The 19,807-nt window shown below is 68.6% G+C and carries 17 protein-coding genes and 1 pseudogene; 13 read left to right on the top strand and 5 right to left on the bottom strand.

Annotation, left to right across the window (positions count from 1 at the left end):
• Positions 1 to 94: 94 nt before the first annotated feature.
• The 4 genes from OG966_RS10140 to OG966_RS10125 all read left to right on the top strand — a co-directional run bounded on the left by OG966_RS10140 (position 95) and on the right by OG966_RS10125 (position 3,548).
• Positions 95 to 415 (top strand): DMT family transporter, encoded by a 321-nt coding sequence (locus OG966_RS10140; protein ID WP_326649151.1) that lies wholly within the window; start codon positions 95 to 97, stop codon positions 413 to 415.
• Positions 415 to 951: a TetR/AcrR family transcriptional regulator gene (locus OG966_RS10135; protein ID WP_326649150.1), complete on the top strand. Its 537-nt coding sequence runs from the start codon at positions 415 to 417 to the stop codon at positions 949 to 951. Before OG966_RS10140 ends, OG966_RS10135 begins: the two co-directional genes overlap by 1 nt.
• Positions 952 to 1,125: 174 nt before the next feature.
• A complete protein-coding gene (dapD, locus tag OG966_RS10130) occupies positions 1,126 to 2,115 on the top strand; it encodes a 2,3,4,5-tetrahydropyridine-2,6-dicarboxylate N-succinyltransferase (protein WP_326649149.1) in 990 nt (329 codons plus the stop codon).
• A gap of 707 nt (positions 2,116 to 2,822) precedes the next feature.
• Positions 2,823 to 3,548, top strand: coding sequence for an SMI1/KNR4 family protein (locus OG966_RS10125; RefSeq protein ID WP_326649148.1), 726 nt, complete (start codon positions 2,823 to 2,825; stop codon positions 3,546 to 3,548).
• A gap of 69 nt (positions 3,549 to 3,617) precedes the next feature.
• Here the strand turns inward: OG966_RS10125 and OG966_RS10120 are convergent, their stop codons facing one another.
• Positions 3,618 to 5,579 carry a hypothetical protein gene (locus OG966_RS10120; protein WP_326649147.1) on the bottom strand — a complete coding sequence of 654 codons (1,962 nt, stop codon included), beginning with the start codon at positions 5,577 to 5,579 and terminating at the stop codon, positions 3,618 to 3,620.
• A 950-nt stretch (positions 5,580 to 6,529) separates the two neighbouring features.
• On the bottom strand, positions 6,530 to 7,267 hold the full coding sequence (locus tag OG966_RS10115) for a GntR family transcriptional regulator (RefSeq protein WP_326649146.1): 738 nt from the start codon (positions 7,265 to 7,267) through the stop codon (positions 6,530 to 6,532).
• A 240-nt stretch (positions 7,268 to 7,507) separates the two neighbouring features.
• Here OG966_RS10115 and OG966_RS10110 point away from each other — a divergent pair, with 240 nt between their 5' ends.
• From OG966_RS10110 to OG966_RS10090, 5 genes are read left to right on the top strand one after another with little or no spacing between them, the layout of a single operon-like run.
• Positions 7,508 to 7,816: a hypothetical protein gene (locus OG966_RS10110; protein ID WP_326649145.1), complete on the top strand. Its 309-nt coding sequence runs from the start codon at positions 7,508 to 7,510 to the stop codon at positions 7,814 to 7,816.
• Positions 7,816 to 8,031 (top strand): hypothetical protein, encoded by a 216-nt coding sequence (locus OG966_RS10105; RefSeq protein WP_326649144.1) that lies wholly within the window; start codon positions 7,816 to 7,818, stop codon positions 8,029 to 8,031. Before OG966_RS10110 ends, OG966_RS10105 begins: the two co-directional genes overlap by 1 nt.
• A 26-nt stretch (positions 8,032 to 8,057) precedes the next feature.
• Positions 8,058 to 9,449: a replication initiator protein RepSA gene (repSA, locus tag OG966_RS10100; protein WP_326649142.1), complete on the top strand. Its 1,392-nt coding sequence runs from the start codon at positions 8,058 to 8,060 to the stop codon at positions 9,447 to 9,449.
• Between the two features lie 2 nt (positions 9,450 to 9,451).
• Positions 9,452 to 9,646 (top strand): helix-turn-helix transcriptional regulator, encoded by a 195-nt coding sequence (locus OG966_RS10095; RefSeq protein WP_326649141.1) that lies wholly within the window; start codon positions 9,452 to 9,454, stop codon positions 9,644 to 9,646.
• On the top strand, positions 9,646 to 10,887 hold the full coding sequence (locus tag OG966_RS10090; protein ID WP_326649140.1) for a tyrosine-type recombinase/integrase: 1,242 nt from the start codon (positions 9,646 to 9,648) through the stop codon (positions 10,885 to 10,887). The genes OG966_RS10095 and OG966_RS10090 overlap by 1 nt, the downstream gene beginning before the upstream one ends.
• Positions 10,888 to 10,959: 72 nt before the next feature.
• On the opposite strand, the gene dapA is transcribed toward OG966_RS10090, so the two are convergent.
• A complete protein-coding gene (gene dapA, locus OG966_RS10085; protein WP_326649138.1) occupies positions 10,960 to 11,853 on the bottom strand; it encodes a 4-hydroxy-tetrahydrodipicolinate synthase in 894 nt (297 codons plus the stop codon).
• 220 nt (positions 11,854 to 12,073) lie between these two features.
• Here dapA and OG966_RS10080 point away from each other — a divergent pair, with 220 nt between their 5' ends.
• On the top strand, positions 12,074 to 12,724 hold the full coding sequence (locus OG966_RS10080) for a hypothetical protein (protein ID WP_326649136.1): 651 nt from the start codon (positions 12,074 to 12,076) through the stop codon (positions 12,722 to 12,724).
• Between the two features lie 7 nt (positions 12,725 to 12,731).
• Positions 12,732 to 13,213, top strand: a pseudogene (locus tag OG966_RS10075) (antibiotic biosynthesis monooxygenase); the annotation flags it as partial.
• Between the two features lie 86 nt (positions 13,214 to 13,299).
• Here the strand turns inward: OG966_RS10075 and OG966_RS10070 are convergent.
• A complete protein-coding gene (locus tag OG966_RS10070; RefSeq protein ID WP_326649135.1) occupies positions 13,300 to 15,129 on the bottom strand; it encodes an endonuclease/exonuclease/phosphatase family protein in 1,830 nt (609 codons plus the stop codon).
• Positions 15,130 to 15,392: 263 nt separating this feature from the next.
• Between OG966_RS10070 and OG966_RS10065 the strand changes: the two genes are divergently transcribed.
• The gene (locus OG966_RS10065) at positions 15,393 to 16,841 is read left to right on the top strand and encodes a hypothetical protein (protein WP_326649133.1); all 1,449 of its coding nucleotides are present in this window, start codon (positions 15,393 to 15,395) and stop codon (positions 16,839 to 16,841) included.
• Between the two features lie 219 nt (positions 16,842 to 17,060).
• On the opposite strand, the gene OG966_RS10060 is transcribed toward OG966_RS10065, so the two are convergent.
• Positions 17,061 to 17,828, bottom strand: a complete 768-nt coding sequence (locus tag OG966_RS10060) for an SDR family NAD(P)-dependent oxidoreductase (RefSeq protein ID WP_326649132.1) — start codon at positions 17,826 to 17,828, stop codon at positions 17,061 to 17,063.
• A 108-nt stretch (positions 17,829 to 17,936) separates the two neighbouring features.
• On the opposite strand from OG966_RS10060, the gene OG966_RS10055 reads away from it, so the two are divergent.
• Positions 17,937 to 19,397: an alkaline phosphatase PhoX gene (locus OG966_RS10055; protein WP_326649131.1), complete on the top strand. Its 1,461-nt coding sequence runs from the start codon at positions 17,937 to 17,939 to the stop codon at positions 19,395 to 19,397.
• Positions 19,398 to 19,807: the final 410 nt, after the last annotated feature.

Here is a 19,807-nt window from a genome sequence, read left to right as displayed (position 1 = left end):
GGGACACCTGGCCGTCTGTTGTTTGCGCCCGTACATATATTGCACGATGCGCCGTTGTGTACGGTCGTACGCAACGATGTGTACACTCGTACGCATGGGATACGGACTGCTGGCCGCGGCGATCGCGGCGGAGGTGGCCGGGACGACGGCCATGAAGTACAGCGAAGGCTTCACCAGGCTGTGGCCCTCGCTGCTCACCGTCGTGGGCTATCTGCTCGCCTTCTCGCTGCTCGCACGCACGCTGAAGACGATGTCGGTGGGCACCGCGTACGCGATCTGGGCCGGCGTCGGCACGGCCGCGATCGCCGTCATCGGCATGATGTTCCTGGGCGAGTCGACCAGCCTGGTCAAGATCGCGGGCATCGCCCTGGTGATCGCCGGAGTCGTGGTGCTCAGCATGGGCGGAGCCCACTGATGGCGCGAAGGTACGACCCCGAACGGCGCGAGCGCATCATCGACGCCGCGATCCGGGTGGTCGGGCGCAACGGGATCGCCGGGCTCAGCCACCGCACCGTGGCGGCCGAGGCGGATGTGCCGCTCGGCTCGACGACGTACCACTTCGCCTCCCTCGACGAGCTGTTGGTCGCCGCGTTGCGCCAGGCCAACGAGGGTTTCGCGGCGGCGGTACGGGACAGTGGCGCGCTCGCCGACCCGGACGCCGATATCGCGGAGGAGCTCGCGCGGCTGATGGGGGAGTGGCTCGCGGGTGACCGCACCGGGGTCGAGCTGGAGTACGAGCTCTATCTGGCTGCCCTGCGGCGGCCCGCGCTGCGGCCGGTCGCGGCTCAGTGGTGCGAGGGCCTCGCCGAGACGCTGGCCCGGCGGACCGATCCGGTCACCGCGCGGGCCCTGGTGGCGCTGATGGACGGGATCTGTCTGCAGGTGCTGCTGACGGGCGCGCGCTACGAGGCGGAGTACGCGCGTGAGATCCTGGCGCGGATCATCGGCTGAGCGGTGCGGCTGCCGGCCTCCGGCGGGGACACCGTGGTGGGTACCGACACCCTCGTGGAGACCGCCGTCCTCGGCAACCCTCACCTCCGCCCCTGGTCCGGCCCGGGGTGGACGCGAGACCGGCACCTGAGACCGGTTCGCCCCGGCCCGCCCCGGCCGGTTAAGTTTTCTGTCATGACCGACACCACTGCTCCTCGCACCACCGGCGCCGTCGCCGCCGGACTCGCCACCCTCACCGCCGACGGCACCGTCCTCGACACCTGGTTCCCCGCCCCCGTGCTCGCCGCCGAGCCCGGTCCGGCCGGCACCGAGCGGCTGACCGGCGAGCAGGCCGCCGAGCTCCTTGGAGCGGGCGCCGCGAAGGCCATCGGGTCCGACCCCCGCCGCGGGGTCGAGGTTGTCGCCGTCCGTACGGTCATCGCCTCGCTCGACGACAAGCCGCTGGACGCCCACGACGCGTACCTGCGTCTGCACCTGCTCTCGCACCGCCTGGTCAAGCCGCACGGCCAGAGTCTGGACGGCCTCTTCGGGCTGCTCGCCAATGTCGCCTGGACCTCGCTCGGTCCGGTCGCCGTCGACGACGTGGAGAAGGTCCGGCTGAATGCCCGTGCCGAGGGTCTGCACCTGCAGGTGACGAGCATCGACAAGTTCCCGCGGATGACGGACTACGTCGCGCCCAAGGGTGTACGCATCGCCGACGCCGACCGGGTCCGCCTCGGCGCGCACCTCGCCGAGGGCACCACGGTCATGCACGAGGGCTTCGTCAACTTCAACGCCGGCACGCTCGGCACGTCGATGATCGAGGGCCGGATCTCCGCGGGCGTCGTCGTCGGGGACGGCTCCGACATCGGCGGTGGCGCCTCGACCATGGGCACGCTCTCCGGTGGCGGCAACGTCCGTATCGTCATCGGCGAGCGCTGCCTGATCGGCGCCGAGGCGGGCGTCGGCATCGCGCTCGGCGACGAGTGTGTCGTCGAGGCCGGTCTGTACGTCACCGCCGGCACCCGGGTCACCATGCCCGACGGGCAGATCGTCAAGGCGCGCGAGCTGTCCGGCGCGAGCAACATCCTCTTCCGCCGCAACTCGGTCACCGGCGCCGTGGAGGCCCGCCCGAACAACGCGGTCTGGGGCGGCCTCAACGAGGTACTGCACAGCCACAACTGATCATTGGTGGCCGTGAGCTGCGGCCGTGTTTTCGATCAGTGCTCTGGCCTGCTGCTGAGCTGTCGGCAGTTGTCGGCGTTGGTCATCATTGAGCGCCCTTCCACGGCCCGGAGACGGCCCGGGGGAGGGCGCTCAACTCGTTGGGGTGACATCTGCTTTGTAAGCCTGGCGCCGAACGTAGGACGGTCTTGGCTGGTCAGCAGCCGTACAGCAGGGCCAAGCCTGTCAGCGCGTACCTGCACCGCCTCACACCCCAATTGACCGTGACTGACCGCTCGATCTGGCACGGATCTGGCACGCGCGCGCCGCCAACACGTGCCTTGTAAATGCGATCACGGCACGGAGGCGGCCCCGGCCTACCGCTTGTGTGCTTCGAACCAGCGGATCGCGGTGATGGCTAGCTGGACTTCTGGCAGTGGGACTCTGCACCGAGTTCTCCCGATGGGTGGTCCGGTCCTTCGACCGTCGCCGCGGCACTCGCAAGCGTCACGAACGGCGATCGGCTGCAACTCGCCCTCTTCTCTCCTGGGTCTGAGAGCCTTGGAGATCCGGCGAATAGCAAGGAGCAGGCTGTGGCGGTTGAGTTACCGGCGGAGGTACAGGAGCGGGGCGAGAGGCTGGGGAGGGGTGTCAGGTACGCCTTGAAGGTGCTGTGCGGGCAGCTTGAGGACAATCCCCTGCTGGGGAGCCCCACGGGAGAGCCGTCTATGTACGCGGCACGGATCGACGGTGAAACCTTCGAGGACTGCCCGGAACTGGACGTGCAGTACGCCTACGGACCTCCCGTGCTGGCCGAGGGGCAGGTACGGATCGTGAGCGTCGAGGCAGCGCAACCGGCTGCCGTCGCCCCGGAACGGGAGCCCGTAGCGGCCCCAGATCCCCGCCTGGAGGAGATGGCGGCGCGGCAGGTCACTGCCGCCTGGCAGCGCGTCGAAACGTGGCTGCGCGACCATGCGCCCGTGTCGTTCGATTCGCTGCAAGAAGGGGCGTCAAGCGAGGAGATCGACAGGGCGGAGAGGGAACTCGGCGTCAGGGTTCCGGGTGACTTGAGAGCTCTGTGGCATCTGCATCGCGGCGTCCAGTCCAGCTCCGGTGCCGCGTTCTTGCCGGATAATGCGAAGCTCATGACCATTGCCGAGGCCATCGAACTTCACCAGCGCTGGGGGCAGATCTACGACTTCGGCGACGGCCTGTGGGACCACCGCTGGATACCCGTCTGCACGCTCGGCGAACACAGCTGGTCGAACGGCCTCTACCTGGATGCCGGCACGGGCGAAGTGTGGTCCTGGGACGAGTTCGCCAACCGGCGGGTCGAGTTCGAGTCTTTGACCACCCTTCTTGAGGAGATGGCCGACGCCCTTGAGGCGCCTTCCCTGGCGGGTTCGGCCAAGCCTGGCCTGGTAGACGGCGCCCTCGTGTGGGGAACTCCTTGACCTGCTGACGGGCCACGAGACGGGGCGGGGGCCAGCAATGTTGGCCCCCGCCCCCTGCTTCGGTCGATGTCAGGCCTTGCGCCAGGAGCAGGTGGTGCTTGCGTTCACGCAGTGCTCGAATCCGGGGTTGCTGACGAAGAATCCGTCGTTGTCCAGGAGACGCCAGATGGAGGGCTGGAGCTTCTTGAAGGCACCTCGGTTCTGGTCCGCGTTGATTCCGGCCCGCCCGCACCGCTCTTTCCCAGTGGGCCCCTTGGTGGCCTTGCGGGTGTCGGCGAACAGGCCGAAGTTGGCGCTGCCGTCACCCATCTTGTCGGTGTTGAGCTGGGCACACTCGTCGCCGGAGGTGACCTGGTTGACACCGCCGGGGAAGCCGCCGCTCTCGTGGGTGGAGGCCATGGCGTACTCGTCGCAGTCCATGGTGCCCACCGAGGCATCCGCCTTGGGTACTGTCCAGTTGCCACATACCTTGTTACGGCTCTTGTCCGAGTCCCACGGCTTGCCGTCGGGACCAGTCGCGGTCGAGTCGGGGCCGAAGTAGTGCAGGAGCGAATCCCACCTCACCGAGCCGGCGTGGTCGGGCATCTTCTCCTGCATCAGCCAGTAGTAGGCGCCCGCGGCAGGGTAAAGGTTGGTGTCGACGGTGTAGGTCGGCTTGAAGAACGGCAGCACGCATCCGGGCGCCACGCCATTGAGGATGTCGTCGCAGCGCGGGGCGAGTTCCCGTACGGACTCGACTCCACTGGTACCCAGACCGACGGTCACCTGAAGGGCATTGCTGGCGTCCACGGTGCCGGTGATCGACCAGCCGAGGTCGATTGTCTCCTTGCCGGTGCCGTTCCATTGAGTCAGGTATCGTCCCCAGCGCCCGCTGAACTCCGTCCAGTCGTTGGCGTCCCAGTGTGCGTCGGACGTGTTGTTCTGGTTGTCCGCCCACTTGGTCTGGGAGACAACGCAAGAGTCGCAGTTGTCTCCGGCGTTCCACTTGAGGGTGACGCCCTCAAGATCTGGGTCGATTCGCGTCGGGACCAGGTAGATCTGTTGGTCGAACTCCGCGAAGTTGCTGCCGCTGGAACCCTTGTTGGGGTAGGCCTTGATGCGTTGCTCGATCTCGAAGTGGGCCATGCCGAGCGCGGGGCTGTCCGGATCGGTGCTGAGGAAGTACATGTCAACGCCACCGACGTTCTTCAAGCAGGCTTCGGTGCGGTTCATGTAGTCCTTGCCCGCCGGCTTTTCGTAGCACCAGTCCACCAGCTCGACGGCAGGGCTCCCGGGAGCCAGTCGAGGGTCAGCAGGCGGGCCATCCTTGGACGGCGGGGTCATCTCGATACACAGCTTGCGGCCCTGGGGATCGGCTGCAGAGCACTTCCGGTCGCTCTTGCGGGCGCTGGGAGGATCGGCGTTGGTGCGCGTGAACTCTCGTACCTTCTGCGCGACCGGGTCGATGATGGACGAGGTCTGGGGCGCGGGGAAGGTCACGTAGGGGTTGATGCGGAAGTTCGCGTACGGCGACCATTCGGTCTCGTACAGGCTGCCGTCGTAGGCGGAGGTGCGGAACGTATACGTCACGCCCGGCTTCAGCTTCCCGTACGGGACAGGGACCTGCGCGAGCTTGCCCGAGTCGACGTAGCCCGATACCAGAACCCCGTACTCGCCGGGGCCGTCCAAGTCGACCTTGGTCTTGGGCTTGCCGTTGGCGTCAGTCGTCCATACCTCGAAGGTCAGGTTCGCCTTGTCGCGGTCTGGATCGGTGACGGTGTTGCGCAGCACGACATCGGGAGTGATGACGTTCCAGGTGCTGCCGCTCTTGACGAACTGCGGGCCGGCCGACGGGTTCTTGCCCGATTCGGGGCGTTGCCCGCCGGCCGCGAGGTCTTCCGGGCCGGCAGCCGCAAGCGACGCCGGAGAATAGGAGGGGGTGGGGCTGGGTGCGGAGTCGGCGGCCGTGGCCGTGCCTATTCCCGCGAGCAGAGCCAGGACGGCGCCCGCAGCAACGTTCCGTAGCCCTGACAGAGTGCGTAAGGGTCTCAACCTAGAGCCTTCCATGAGCGTACGTATGTTCGATGCAAGCTCATCAGAAAACGTCCGCCGACACGATGGCCTAACCAGCCACAGTGCGACGGGAGTCGGCCGCGGGCCAGAACGGCAAAGATGGTTCCAACCTCGGTATCTGGCACGGGGGCAACCACGGCGGCACCATATTCCCTGTTCACTCGTCAGCCGCTACCTTCACGTCCGCCGTTGTTTCGCCCCTGCAGCGCCAGAGGAGGTGCGGCGCCAACAAGCCCTCTCTAGAAGATCCAGCTCGTTGAGTAGAGCCCCGCTGACGCTGCGGACGGGCTCCTTGGCGAGGTCGGCGGAGCGGGTTTGGCCGGTGTCCTGCCTGGTTTGGGGTCGTGCATGATCAGGGGGCCGTACGCTTGCCGGCTACTCGGGCAGGTTTCACCCCTGCCCGCAATGTGTCCGAGTGGCCCCCTGGTCTTGCTCGACGCGGGTCCCGAATCGGGGAGTGTGGGTAAAGCCGTGGAGCCGTCCGTCCCCACCCCCGGCCTGGTTCTTTCGCCCCCTTGTGGGCGCGGGCGGGCGACGACGTGCGGCCCCGGTGGCGTAGACATGGAGGGGCAAGCGCGGCGGCGTCCGGCCGGCGCCGCCGCACTCCGTGCGGCACCTCTGATCTCTGATCAGACTGCTACCGCAGTTCAGGAGGCCGGGAAAGCAGACGCCCCAGGCGTCAACTGTGGTCATTCTCCTGAGCTTCCACCGTTCTCCCGATGGGCCAGTTCCCTGGTGTCGTTGAAGCCTTCTGGGGGCCACGCGGGCCCATGGCGGGCAAGGGGAAGAAGCCATCCCGTGGGGCTGGGCTGCGTGGCGGTGGCTGGGTTGGTAATGATCCTCGCTCGCTGACCGAATGCCGGTCGGACAGCGAGCGCAGCGAGCCTTGATCGAGGTAGAGAAACCTGTAACAGGTCCCCTGGAACTGCTTAGTTCAGGTCGTACTCCGCCGTGAGCTGGCGTCCCGCCCCCATGAAGTCGGTGGCGTACTCCGTCACAGAACCGTGCTGGTCCCAGTAGTAGTTGCTCATGGTCAGGGCGAGAGTGCCCGCCTCGATATCGAGCAAGGCAGCCGCGTCTTCGGGCACAGGCTGCACGCACACAACGTCACGCCTCCGCACGGCACGCCGCCCGGTCCGGTCCTCGATCAGACCGAACGTCATCTTCGGCAGCTTCTCCGGCACGGCCAGCTCGGGGGCGCTCTCGGCCAGTTCACCCGGCAGCCACGACGTGGACAGGGTGATGACACCCTCGTCGTCCAGGTACCGCCGCTGGCGACGGACGACCTGTGCGCCCTCGTCCAGCCCGAGAGCCTCGGCGACATTGGCCGGCGCGGGCACCAGACCAGCGCTCACGATCTCAACGCGCTCGCCGGGGCGGAAGCCGCTACCCGTCGCCCGCTGGAGCTGGAGGCGGTCCGAGCCGCTCGTCAGCTTCCGTCCGAGGTCCACGAACGTGCCCTGCGTCGAGGACCGCACGTACCCCTCGGCCTGGAGCTGCTTCACGCCCTTCGCTGCCGTGGCGGTGGCTACACCCCACTCTTCGGCGATCTCAGCGATAGACGGCAGCTTGGTGTCCTGTGGCAGGGCGCCGTCGACGATCTGCTGTCGGAAGTGATCCGCGATCTGCATGAACGGCGGCGCGGCCCGTTGGACTCGCGGTGTCATTTCTCCTCCTCCGAGCTCGTCTGCTAGCACACAGAGAAGAGTACCCCGCAAAGCCCTTGCGATTGTGTACTAGCACACGTATACATGGACGTGAGCTAGTACACGTCGCCGGGGGCGACGGCCTACCGCCAAGCAGAATCGCCGCCCCCGGCTCCCTCGAAGGGAGCTTCCATCATGCCTGCGACGCCTACCGCTCCGCACTCGGCCTTATCTCCGGCTGCTGTGGCTGAACTGCCTGACGTGTCGTTGATTCTCGCGCTGTACGCATCGGACTGGGTGAACGAGCGTCGTCCGGACCTGTCGAAGGTCGCCGCGTTCATGGTTGACGGCGCGAACCGCTGGGGCCTGCGCGAGATCATCGTTCGGACCTGCGACCTGGTGACCTTCTGGAGCCACTGCGCCGACAAGACGGCGACGGCGGAAGTATGGGACGCCCACTACGGCCGGTTCGACAACTACCGGGTCATCCACTGCTCGTTCCCGCCTCGGCAGTTGGTCACGGTCCGGCGTCATCTGGTCGCGATGGCCGCTGAGGCGGTGGCTGCGTGATGGGAATCTTCAGCCGCAAGGAACGCGACTCCGACCGCGATGTGAACGCCGACATCGAGAAGGCCAAGCGAGAGGGCAGTGAGCTGCTGAAGGTGGCTCAGTTCCACGACAACTACGAGAACCCGCGCTCTGGTCAGGCGACGAAGAACCGGCGGGACACCTCCGGGCCGTCCTGCGAGTCGGCCAGCACCCATCAGAGGGGGCGACGCTGGTGACCCAGCTTGCTGTTTCCCCGGCGGCCGTGGCTGACACTGCGGCCGCTGTGGGCGTTGACCCCGTGACCCTGGCCGACATGCTGCGGGTCGCCAACTCGCCTCGCTTCGAGCGCTGGCAGGAACAGGTCCGGCGGACCGGTGGCTGTGCCAACCCCATCCACTTGAGCGGCTTCTCGCGGACTGTGGACACGCGCACGGGTGAATTCTTCGAGTACTCCACCAGCGACGAACCGGGCGGCCGGTTACGGATCGCGTGCGGCAACCGCCGGGCCTCGCGCTGCCCCTCCTGCGCGTGGACCTACGCGGGGGACACCTATCACCTGATCATGGCCGGACTGGTCGGCGGCAAGGGCATTCCTGCCACCGTGGCCGAGCGCCCTCGCGTCTTCGCGACGCTGACCGCTCCGTCGTTCGGCCCGGTTCATAATCGGCCTGCCTCCGGCCGCTGCCTCTGCGGCACCGCCCACATGGAGGACGATCCCGCGCTGGGTACGGCGCTTGATCCGGAGCGCTACGACTACGCGAGTGCGGTGCTGTGGAACAACCACGCTGGCGCTCTGTGGCAGCGCTTCACCATCTACCTTCGCCGTGAGGTCGCCGCCCGCGCTGGGCTCACCCAAGCTGCGCTTCGGGACCATGCCCGGGTCTCGTTCGGGAAGGTGGCGGAGTTCCAGAAGCGCGGGGCGGTCCACTTCCACGCCATCATTCGTATCGACGGATCAGAGGGGCCCGAGTCTCCGGCTCCGGCCTGGGCCACGGTCGCACTCCTTGACGACGCGATCCGCGCTGCTGCCTCGCGGGCCACGGTTCCGGTGGCTGCTGCCGGCCGCTTCCCCGCCCGGACGCTGCACTGGGGAACGCAACTCGATGTGCAGCCAATCGGCAGTCTGGAAGACCGGGCCGACGTCACCGAGCATGCCGTGGGCGCGTACGTCGCCAAGTACGCCACCAAGGCAGCGGAGACGACCGGCACACTGGATCGTCGTATCGGGGAGCTGAGGGAACTGGACGGCCACCCCGAACTGCCGGAGCACACCCGGCGTCTAATCGAGGCCTGTTGGGACCTGGACGCGGACTATCCGGAACGGCTGCTGGCCCACTGGTCTCACATGCTCGGTTTCCGGGGCCACTTCTCGACCAAGACGCCTCGGTACTCGACCACGCTCGGAGCTCTGCGCGGCGCACGGGCCGACTGGCGTGCCCAGCAAGAACGCCGGGAGAAGGGCTTGCCCGCCCTCGACCAGGACGACGACACAGCAGAGGACACGACCCTGGTGCTCGCGCACTGGGAGTACGCCGGGCAGGGCCACACCCCCGGCGAATCCTGGCTCGCCGCCTCCATCGCCCAAGACCTCAAGGACAACCGCGACATCGGCCGTGAGATGCGGGCGGAACTTGAAGCCGAGGGGGAGTGGTGACCATGGACCGACTGCTCCCCGACCGCTACCTGACCCCGGTTGATCTCGCTGACCTCCTCGGCGTCCCGATCGAGACGGTCTATCAGTGGCGGCGCAAGCGCACCGGGCCCCGCGGCTTCCGCGTCGGCCGACACCTTCGTTACGACCCGCAAGACGTACGGGTCTGGGTCGAATCCCTCATGGAAGGGGCTGCCTGATGGCTGGACACGTCCAAGACCGCTGGTACAAGACTGAACCGGGACCCGACGGCAGGGCCACCAAGACCAAGACCGACCGCTTCGGCGTGGGCCACCGGTACCGCGCTCGCTACATCGGTCCGGACGGCTCCGAGAAGAGCAGGAGTTTCCCGGATAAGCAGAAGCGCAAGGCCGAAGCCTGGCTGTCCAACATCGAATCGGACATGTCGCAGGGGCGCTACATAGATCCGACTGCGGGCGCGGTGACCTTCGGCAAGTACGCCAAGACGTGGATGGCTGCGCTCACGACGGACCCGGTTACGCGCGAGAGTGTCGAGATCCGGCTGAGGGTGCACGCGATCCCGTACCTGGGTGATCGGCCGATGGCATCCTTCCGACCTTCTCATCTGCGTGTGTGGATACGGGAGTTGGAGGCAACCGGCCGAGCAGCCTCGTACCGGCGGTCGATCTTCGCCAACGTATCTGCGGTGTTCACCGCTGCCGTGGAAGACCGGATCATTTCCGAGAACCCTTGCCGTGCGCGTTCGGTGAGGGCGCCGAGATTGGACCCTCGCAAGGTCAAGCCGTGGCCGGTTGATCGCGTCATGGCTGTGCACGAGGCACTACCCGACAACTATCGCGAGATGATCGCGGTCGGTGCAGGCTGCGGCATGCGACAGGGAGAGATCTTCGGCCTGGCCGTTGAAGATGTGGACTTCCTCGGCGGCACGGTTCACGTGGTCCGTCAGGTCAAGCTGATCCGTGGAACTCGGCCCGTGTTCGGGCCTCCGAAGGGCGGCAAGGAACGTGACGTGCCGCTGCCCGAAACCGTGGCCTTTGCGCTGGCTGCGCACATCACGCGACATGAGCCGGTTGAGATCACCTTGCCGTGGAAGACGCTGGACGGCCCGCCGGTGACTGCCTCGCTGATCTTCCTCAGTGCGCATGGCAAGTCTCTGCACCGAACTCGTTTCAACCAGCACGTGTGGAAACCGGCACTTCGGGCCGCTGCTGTACCTCTCGGTCGTGAGAACGGCATGCATGCGCTGAGGCACTTTTACGCCTCAGTGCTCCTGGACGCGGGGGAGAGCATCAAGGCCCTGAGCGAGTACCTCGGCCACCATGACCCGAGCTTCACACTCCGGACGTACACGCACCTGATGCCGGCGAGTGAGACCCGGACGCGGGCTGCGGTGGATCACGTCTTCAAGAACCATGACGTCGCAGATGACGGCCCCGACACGGCCCACGGGGCGGATTGATCCTCTGGCCTGCAACAACATCAGAACAGCCACAACTGAGGTGTCTTCAGGGGGCGGCCCCGCCGCAGGTCCTCAGGCGGACGGGCCGGATGTTGATGCGAGCAGTTCCTCGTATGCCCTTCGCAGCCCGTCGGCCGCCTCCCGGCCGGCGGGCTGCAGCGGTGCACGGACCGGTCCCGAGTCGATCAGTGCCTTCACGGTCACCGTGCCTGGCAGCCCCGACGCCATCATCAACTCGCTCAGCGGGGCGGTGAGTTGATTCAGGCGGGCGGCTTCGGTGACCTGCCCCGTGTCGTACGCGTCGAGCACCGCCCGCAGCTGCCGCGGCGCGACATTCGCGACCGTGCTGACGAAGCCCGCTCCGCCCACCGCGTACAGCGGAAGATTCAGTTCCTCGGAGCCCGAGTAGTACGCCAGCGAGGTCCGGGCAATCACTTTCGTCGAGCCGAGCAGGTCGTACGCGCAGTCCTTGACGGCCATGATCCGCGGATGCCCGGCCAGCCGCAGCAGCGTGTCCGGCTCGATACGGGTGCCGGTGCGGCCCGGGATGTCGTACAGCATGAGGGCGATGCCGACCGCGTCCGCGACCTGCCTGAAGTGCGCCTCGACAGCTGCCTGTGGCGGACGGCTGTAGTACGGCGTCACCACCAGCAGCCCGTCGGCGCCCGCCGCCTCGGCGGCCCGCGCCAGCTCCACGGTGTGCCGGGTGTCCGCGCTGCCCACGCCGGCGACGACGGCCGCGCGGTCGCCCACCGCCTCCACCACCGCCCGGACGAGAGCGGTCTTCTCCGCGTCCGAGGTGGTCGGCGACTCACCCGTGGTGCCGTTCAGTACGAGGCCGTCGCAGCCCTCGGTCACCAGTTGGTCCGCGAGATTCTGGGCGCCGCCCAGGTCCAGCTCACCGGCGTCGGTGAAGGGCGTGATCATCGCGCAGAGCGCGCGGCCGAAAGGGCGGGATATGGCCATACCGCAGTTTCGGCCGGGCAGAGGGTGAAGGTCTACTTAAATTCTCTTGGGGTGAAAGGTAAGTGGAGCTGAACTGTTGGATGCTCGGGCGGCCTTGGGCGCCGGATCCTCGTACGCCCCAGGGGGTTCGGCGGCGGGAACCACGCACTCCGCTACCCGTCACCGAACGGTGATCGCGGCCAGGGCCGGTTCTCCGTAGGGCACCCGGCAGGATGTATCCATGTTCCGAGCCGCGCGCCACCTCCCGCTGATCCTGCTGCTGCCCCTCGCCCTGACCGCCTGCGGCACCGAGAAGGCCGCGTCAGGAGCCTCAGGGACCCCGGGGCGGACGGGGTCCTCGGGACCGGCGCCCGACCGGTCTCGACTGGAGGCGAGGGCCCGCTATATGCAGTCCGCGATGGAGCACATCTATGTCACGGCCGTCGACGGATACAACCTCGCGAAGCAGTCCGTCGGAGTCCTGGGCGGCGACGGCTTCTCCAGCGTGTATGTCTCCAAGAGCGGCGAGCAGATACGGCTGGAGGTCGACCGGGGAACGCTGACCGAGGCCAACTGCACGGAGCGTTCCCTGTATCCGGCGGAGGGGCGGCCGGTGAAGTGCGAGCGGGACGGCACGTACTGGTACCGGACGTCCGGCGACGCCCACGAGTACGCGCGGGCCGAGGACGGTCATGTCGTACGGATCGGCGCCGACGGAGCCGTGGACCGCGACACCCTGCGGCGTGCCGCGAAGGCGGCGCACCCGGCGGACGACCGGGAGCTGGACGAGATACTGCCGCAGCAGCAGGAGCCCACCGCGCCGGTCGAGCGCGGCGATCTGCCGCCGGTGGGCGACGGCGCACCCAACAACGACGTGGGCGTCGGCGGTTGACCGGGACGAGGACGCGTACCAGGATTTCCTCCGCGCCCACCGGGACGACAGGAACGAGGAGATCGACGCGGCCGTGCCCGGCATCCAGCGGCTCGGGCCGCACTGCTACCAGCTCTACCGCAGCGGCGGCCTTGGGACGGACGACCGGCGGATCGCGGGCTGCGCGGTGATCGTGGACGTGGCGTTCGACGAGCCGGACACCGAGCGCCAACGAGCCTGGGTGGACGGTGTCTTCGAAGCCCTGGAAACGGAACCGCACCCCGATCCGGGCGGCATCGCCGGGCACTTCCACGTCAGCGTCGACGGGACCCGGGTGCTCAACTACGCCGAGTGGGAGAGCGCCGAGGCACACCGCGAGGCGCTTACCGCGCCCGGCGACGGAGTCGGGTCGAGGCCCCGCAGTGGGCGAAGGTGCAGAGCTTCCCCGGCGTGACAGGTGGCGGCGTGAACCGGTACACGCCCGCGCTGAGCCTCAGCGCGGGCGTGTAGCCGGTTGGTGCCGCGGTTCACCTCGGCGGTGCTGCGGTGCCGCGGCGGCATTGCGGTATGCGCTACGTCGCCGGTAGGGCGAGCGGCTACGGGCGGAAGCGCAGGACCTGCGGGTCGTGGTCGCTGTTCTGGTCCGAGAACTCCGCGTTGATGTGCACGCTGTCGTACGCGAAGTCATGGATCGACGGGCTCGTCAGGATCTGGTCGAGAACCTGGCTGTTGCCCTGGAAGACGTAGGAGTAACGCTCCGAGCAGGGGAGGGACTTGACCGCCGGGTAGAGCGCGCCGCCGTCCGTCAGAGCCTTTGTCGTCGCCGAGAACTCGAAGTCGTTGATGTCTCCGAGGGCCAGGACATCGGCGCGGCGGTCGGCCTTCAGGATGTCCTTGACGAAGGCGTTCACGGCCTGCGCCTGCAGGAGGCGCTTGGTCTCGGAGGAACGGTTCGGCGGCTGGTGGTGCGAGGTCAGCGACTCGTCGCCGCCCTTCGAGCCGAAGTGGTTGGCGATCACGAAGACCGTACGGCCGCGGAAGGTGAACTCGCCGGCCAGCGGCTTGCGGCTGTCGCTCCAGGCGGCGTTGGACGGGTCGATCCGGCCGGGTGAGAGGGTCAGGGCCGCGTGGCCCCCCTCCTGGGCGACCGCGGTCGCCGTCTTCGCGTCGCCGCCCGGGCGGTCGGTGAAGGACACCCGCTCCGGGTTGAAGAGGAAGACCTGACGGATGTTTCCGCCCGGCTCGCCGCCGTCCTTGTTGTTCTCGGGGTTGATGGTGCGCCACTGGTACGCGGGACCGCCGGCCGCAGTGATCGCCGCCGTGAACTTCTTCAGCGTCTCCTCGGCCGAGACGGTGCCGTCGTTCTTGGCGCCGTTGTCGTCCTGGATCTCCTCCAGGGCGACGATGTCGGGCGAGGCGAGGTTGGTCACGACCGCGGCCGCCAGCGCGTCGAACTTCGCCTGCGGGTCGGACGGGTCCAGGTTCTCCACGTTGTAGGTGGCGACCGCGAGTTCGCCCTTGCGCTGCTTGCGCGTCGCCTCACGCTTCAGACCGAGGTTCTGCACCGTGCCGAGGGTCCGCGCCGTCAGGGTGTAGCCGCCGAACTGGTTGAAGTCCAGGGGCCCTTCGGTCGTTCCGGACAGTACGTCCCCGACGTTCGCCGTGGGGAAGGGCTTCTCGGCCAGCGGCGTCAGCGACTGGATCTGGAGCCGCCCGGTGTTCTGCGCGGTGTACGAGCTGTAGAGCGTGCCGCCGCGCGGGACCGGGTTCTCGTGCGGCTTCACGGTCACCCAGAGCTCGGCATGCGCGTCGGTCGCGCCGACGACGCGCGAGGTGCCGACGCGTACGTTGCTGCCCTCGAGCGACTCGTAGTAGTCCAGAGCGTAGGCGCGGGGCTTCAGCGGCAGCGCGTTGATGCTGCCGGCCGCCGCCGCGTCACTGGCCGGGGCGTACGCCGAGGGGACCGACCGGGCGGAGACGGTCACCGGCGCGGGCAGCGGGTTCTGGGACGAGACCACGGTGACGGTCGGCTTGGCGATCTGGGTGAGCGACTGGTTGCCGGAGGAGGTGCCGCCGGGGATGTACTCGCCGACAGTGCCGGAGACCAGCACCTGGTCGCCGACGGCGACGGTCGGGTTGGAACCGGTGTAGACGAAGACGCCCTCGCTGGTGGCCGGGTCCGCGTCGGCCTGCGGGTCCTGGAACCAGAAGCCCTTGGATCCGTAGGTCCGTACGCCGGTGACGATGCCGGGTACCTCGGTGACCTGCTGCCCGACCAGCGGGGATATCCGGGTGGAGCCCTGGATGTCATGGATCCGGACCTCCGCGGCGGAGGCGGCGGAGGAGCCGGCGAGCAGGCCCGCGGCCAGCGCGACGGCGACGACGGCCGAGACGGCGGTGGTTCTCGGTACGACGGAGGAAGGCATCAACGAACTCCGGGAGTGAGGGATGAGGGGTGGCGCAAAAATGGTTCTACGCGCGTCAATCTCTTGGTTCCACAGGGGAGTTGTCAAGGGTTGACGGGTGTACGGCGACCGGCGGGCGGATGAACCGGCGTGGGGGAGCCCGCTCGTTGCCCGGCGTGCACTGCGCGTACTGCCCGGGCTCGGCGAAACGCGGTGAAATGCGTCTACGCTGGGGGCCGCCCACCGGGCCGCCCGCACCCGTACGCCCCGAGGAGAACCACCAGATGTCGGAAGACCGCCCCACCCTGCCGCCGGTGCGGCTGCACTCGGACGCGGAGCTGGCGCGGGACGCGCTCGCCACGCCGCTGCTGACCAGGGCCGTCCGTCTTGCCCGCTGGGCGGGTCCCGGGACGCGGGTCGGCGCCGGCAGCGAACTCGTCGACGAGCAGCTGCCCATGGCCGCGGAAGAGCTGGGGCTCGGCGGGGCCGACGGTCCGGCGTACGCGAGCGAGGCGTGGCGCCTCGCCGTCGACGCCGGGCTGGTGGAAGTCCAGGATCCGCAGGACGACGATGCGAAGTACGGCACGGTCACCGCGGGGGAGAACCTCGAACTGATCGTCTCGGGCGGACCGCAGGACATCCTCGCGATCTGGCAGGACGCCCTGGAGGCCGTGCACGCGGACGCCACCGCTCCTGTTCTGGAGGACCTGGCCGGCGCCATCGACGAGGACGGTGAGATCGACTTCGAGACGCTCGACTGGGACCCGGAGGCGGAGTCCGAGTTCCTCGATGGGGTCCTCGGGAACCTGTATCTGCTGACCGTCGCCGAGGGCGGCGCGCGCGATGAGCCGGTGCCGCTGCCCGCGCTGGCCGCGTCGATGATCGTGCCCGACGACATGGGCGAGCCCACCGACGACGTACTGGAGCAGGTCTCGGACGCGATGATGCGGCTGGACGACCAGTTCCGGCTGCTCGAGCCGATCGGTCTGGTCGAATACCGGCCGGTGGACGAGGCGTTGATGGCGGAGGAGGGCGAGGAGGAATCGGCGCCTCCGGCCGAAGACGAGGACGTGTCCCGGTACGGGATGGTCAAGCTCACCCCGCTCGGCCTCTACGGCGTCAGGGCCAGGATGCGGGAGGCGGGCATCGACGCGCCGGCGGTGGGGGACTTGGCGGACGAGGACGCGGACGCACTTCTGGACGGGCTGGCGCACTACCCGGAGCTGTCGGCCCGGGCCGAGACCGAGCAGTGGCTGGCCCGGCGCACCCCCGCCGACTCCGCGCGCGAACTCCTCGCGGCGGCGCGTGGCGCGGACGAGGGCGCTCCACTGCGCCGCCTCCACTGCCAGCAGGCTCTGACCCTGGTGGGCCCGCAGGCCGAGCCGGCGGTCCGCGCAGTGCTCGACGATGCGGAGCTGGGCGGCCTGGCGCGGGTCTGGCTGGCGGAGCGGGGCGCGTCGGACGTGCCGGCGCCGTCGGAGTCGATGATCTTCTGGCTGGCCATCGACACGATCGCGGCGCAGCTGGGCACGGAGGGGGACCTGGAGGAACTCCGGGACCTGGTGGAGGGACTGGTCGGCCAGCACAGCGGCTTCTTCGAGGCGGCGTGGCGGGTGGATCACCCGGCGACGGCGGACGTACTGGAAGCGATGGGCCGGCTGCACCCGGACAAGAGGGCGGCGAAGGAAGCCCGCAAGGCGGCGTTCAAGGCACGGTCGCGGACCGGCGGTTGAGGCGGCTGCCGTCCCGATCGGGCCGGACCGGCAGGCTTCGGGGCGTGGCACGCTTGTAGCGGACGGGACGGCGGCGGGCACCCTGCGGTGTCCGCCGCCGGCAGGTAGGCCCTGTCTATTGCCGCGCCCATCGGCGGTCAAGGCGTTCTGCGCTAAATCTTGGGTTCAGTGGTGATCCACACCTGCTGACCTTGTTACCAAGATCTTTCGGATGGTCCGTCAGGTACGCAGATACGAAGCGCCGTTGAGGTCGAGCACCGCACCGGAGGACCACTCGGCCACCGGCGATGCCAGCCACAGCACCGCCGCGGCGATCTCCTCCGCCGACGCCACCCGCCCGAACGGGCTCTGGGCCCGGATCGCCTCGCCCTGCGCCCCGCTCAGCCGGTGCGCCACCCGCTCGGTGTCGAAGAAGCCGGGTGCGACGGACGCGACCCCGATGCCGTACGGGGCGAGAGAGACGGCGAGCGACTGGCCCAGCGCGTGCACGGCCGCCTTCGTCGCACCGTACGCCGGATGGTCCGGCTCCCCGCGGAACGCACCGCGCGAACCGATGTTGACGATCCGGCCGCCCGTGCCCGCCTCGATCATGCGGCGGGCGGCGAGATGGCTGAGATTGGCCGTGGCGAGAAGGTTGACCGATACATGCCGCTGCCAGAGCGCCGACCAGTCCTCGTACGAGGTATCGGCGAGCGGATGGGGCAGATTGACGGCGGCGTTGTTGACGAGCACATCGATGCCACCGAGTTCACCGGCCGCGGCGCCCGCGATACGGGCCGCCTCCGCCGGGTCCGACAGATCACCGCCGACCAGCACATGGCCCGTACCGGCGAGGGATTCCAGCGTGCGGCACGCCTCGTCCTCGCGCGATCCGTAGTGCACCGCGACCCGGTCGCCGTTGGCTGCGAAGGCCCGGGCGACGGCACGGCCGAGACCCCGGGAGGCTCCGCTGACCAGGACGCGGCGGCCGGTGGCTGGGATATTCATGGGCAGCGGGGCCTCTCGATGTCGGGCGGTGTTCAAGTGCCGTTTATACGCGGGCGGAAGGGTGGGGCCGTCATCAGCCAGTCGGATGCGTCCCCTCAGGAGACCTCGATGCCGCTCACCCGCAGGGAATTCACCAGACAGTCCGCGCTCACCGGCGCGGGAGTCGTCCTCACCGGCGCCGTCGGTACGCTCGCCACCGCGCCCGGCGCTCTCGCCGCGGAGGACGCCGCCGACACCGCGGAGCAGACCGGCCACGGCGAGCACGGCGGCCACGGGCCCGGTTACGGACCGCTGCTGTCCGACCCCAAGAAGATCCTCGCACTGCCCGCCGGATTCTCGTACCGGATCATCACCCACAGCGGCGTCACCAAGCTGGAGTCGGGCGAGTCCACCCCCTCCAACCACGACGGCACCGCCACTTTCGACGGCCCGCGCGGCGTGACCCTCCTCGTCAACAACCACGAGCTCAAGGGCCCCCGCTCCGGCTGGAAGTACCCGGTGCCGCTCAGCGAGGGCCTCGTCTACGACCCCGCGGCCTCCGGCGGCTGCTCGGTCGTCGAGGTGCACCGCAGCGGTGAGGTCGCCCAGTGGGTCGGCATCGCCGGCACGTCCACCAACTGCGCCGGCGGCCGCACCCCGTGGGGCACCTGGCTCACCTGCGAGGAGACCGAGGACCTCGCCGGCAAGAACGGTATGACCAAGGACCACGGCTATGTCTTCGAGGTCGACCCCTACGACCGGCGCGCCAACCGCGACCCGAAGCCCGTCAAGGCCTTCGGCCGGTACGCCCACGAGGCCGTTGTCATCGACCCCAAGCGCGGCCACGCCTTTCTGACCGAGGACGCCTCCGGACCCAACGGGCTGCTCTTCCGCTGGGTCCCGCCGCACGGCTTCAAGCACGGCCGCGGACAGCTGCGCCAGCTCGCCGACGATGCCGGCGTACTCCAGGCGACCAAGTGCTACGACTCCGGCGGCCGCTTCGTCGACGATCTGTCCCGCGCCACGAAGATCGGCACCGTCTACGGCGTGGACTGGGTCGACGTGCCCGACCGCGACGGCCGCACCGTCCCCGTGCGGAAGCAGTTCGCCGACAAGGACATCACCCGCGCCCGCAAGCTCGAAGGCATGTGGTGGGGCGACGGCGGCGTGTACATAGTCTCCTCGTACGCCCGTGAGGAGAGCCCCGTCCAGCACGACGGCCAGGTCTGGTTCTACGACCCCAAGCGCCGCACCCTCACGCTGAAGGTGCTGCTCGGCGTCAACCCCGACCCGTCCAAGGACGGCGCCTTCGACGGCCCGGACAACATCACCGTCTCGCCGTACGGCGGCCTGGTCATCGCCGAGGACGGCGAGGGTGTCCAGCACCTCTTCGGCGCGACCGAGCGCGGCCGTACGTACCCGATCGCGCGCAACGAGCTGAACATCGGCACCGAAGCGGAGCCCGAGTACAGCGAGTTCACCGGAGTCGTGTTCTCGCCCGACGGCCGGACGCTCTACGCCAACATCCAGACCCCGGGCATCATGCTCGCGATCACGGGGCCCTGGAAGCGCCAGCCGCACCACCACTGACAGCGCCACTGCCGGCGCCACTGACGCCGCCGCGGTTGTCCGCCCGTACCGTCCTCGTGCCGGTACGGGCGCACCGTTCTCTCGGCCTTCACGGTCTTCACAGCGCCACTGCGGTCGCGGAAAACCCTTGGCACATCCGGACGTTGCCCTCCTAAAGTGATTCTCGTCCAGGTGCGAAGGCAGGACCTACTTCCACTCTTCATGGGGAGGCCGCGGGTTCGAGTCCCGTCACCGGCTTCGGGCCGGTGTAGCTCAGTTGGCAGAGCACCTTGTCGGTTCCGCCGGCCTCGATCTCTGGACACACCAAAACTTCATGCACCTCCCGGTGCGAAGGCCGCGGCTACTTCTTCCAACGAAATCACGCCGCAGCCACTCTTGATCTCGGGAGGCGCAGCATTCGGGGTGCCCGG

It is taken from the genome of Streptomyces sp. NBC_01750 (genome assembly GCF_035918095.1).
Lineage (GTDB): Bacteria > Actinomycetota > Actinomycetes > Streptomycetales > Streptomycetaceae > Streptomyces.
The sequence above is the reverse complement of the archived record's forward strand: the minus strand, read 5'-3'. Positions and strand labels throughout refer to the sequence as shown.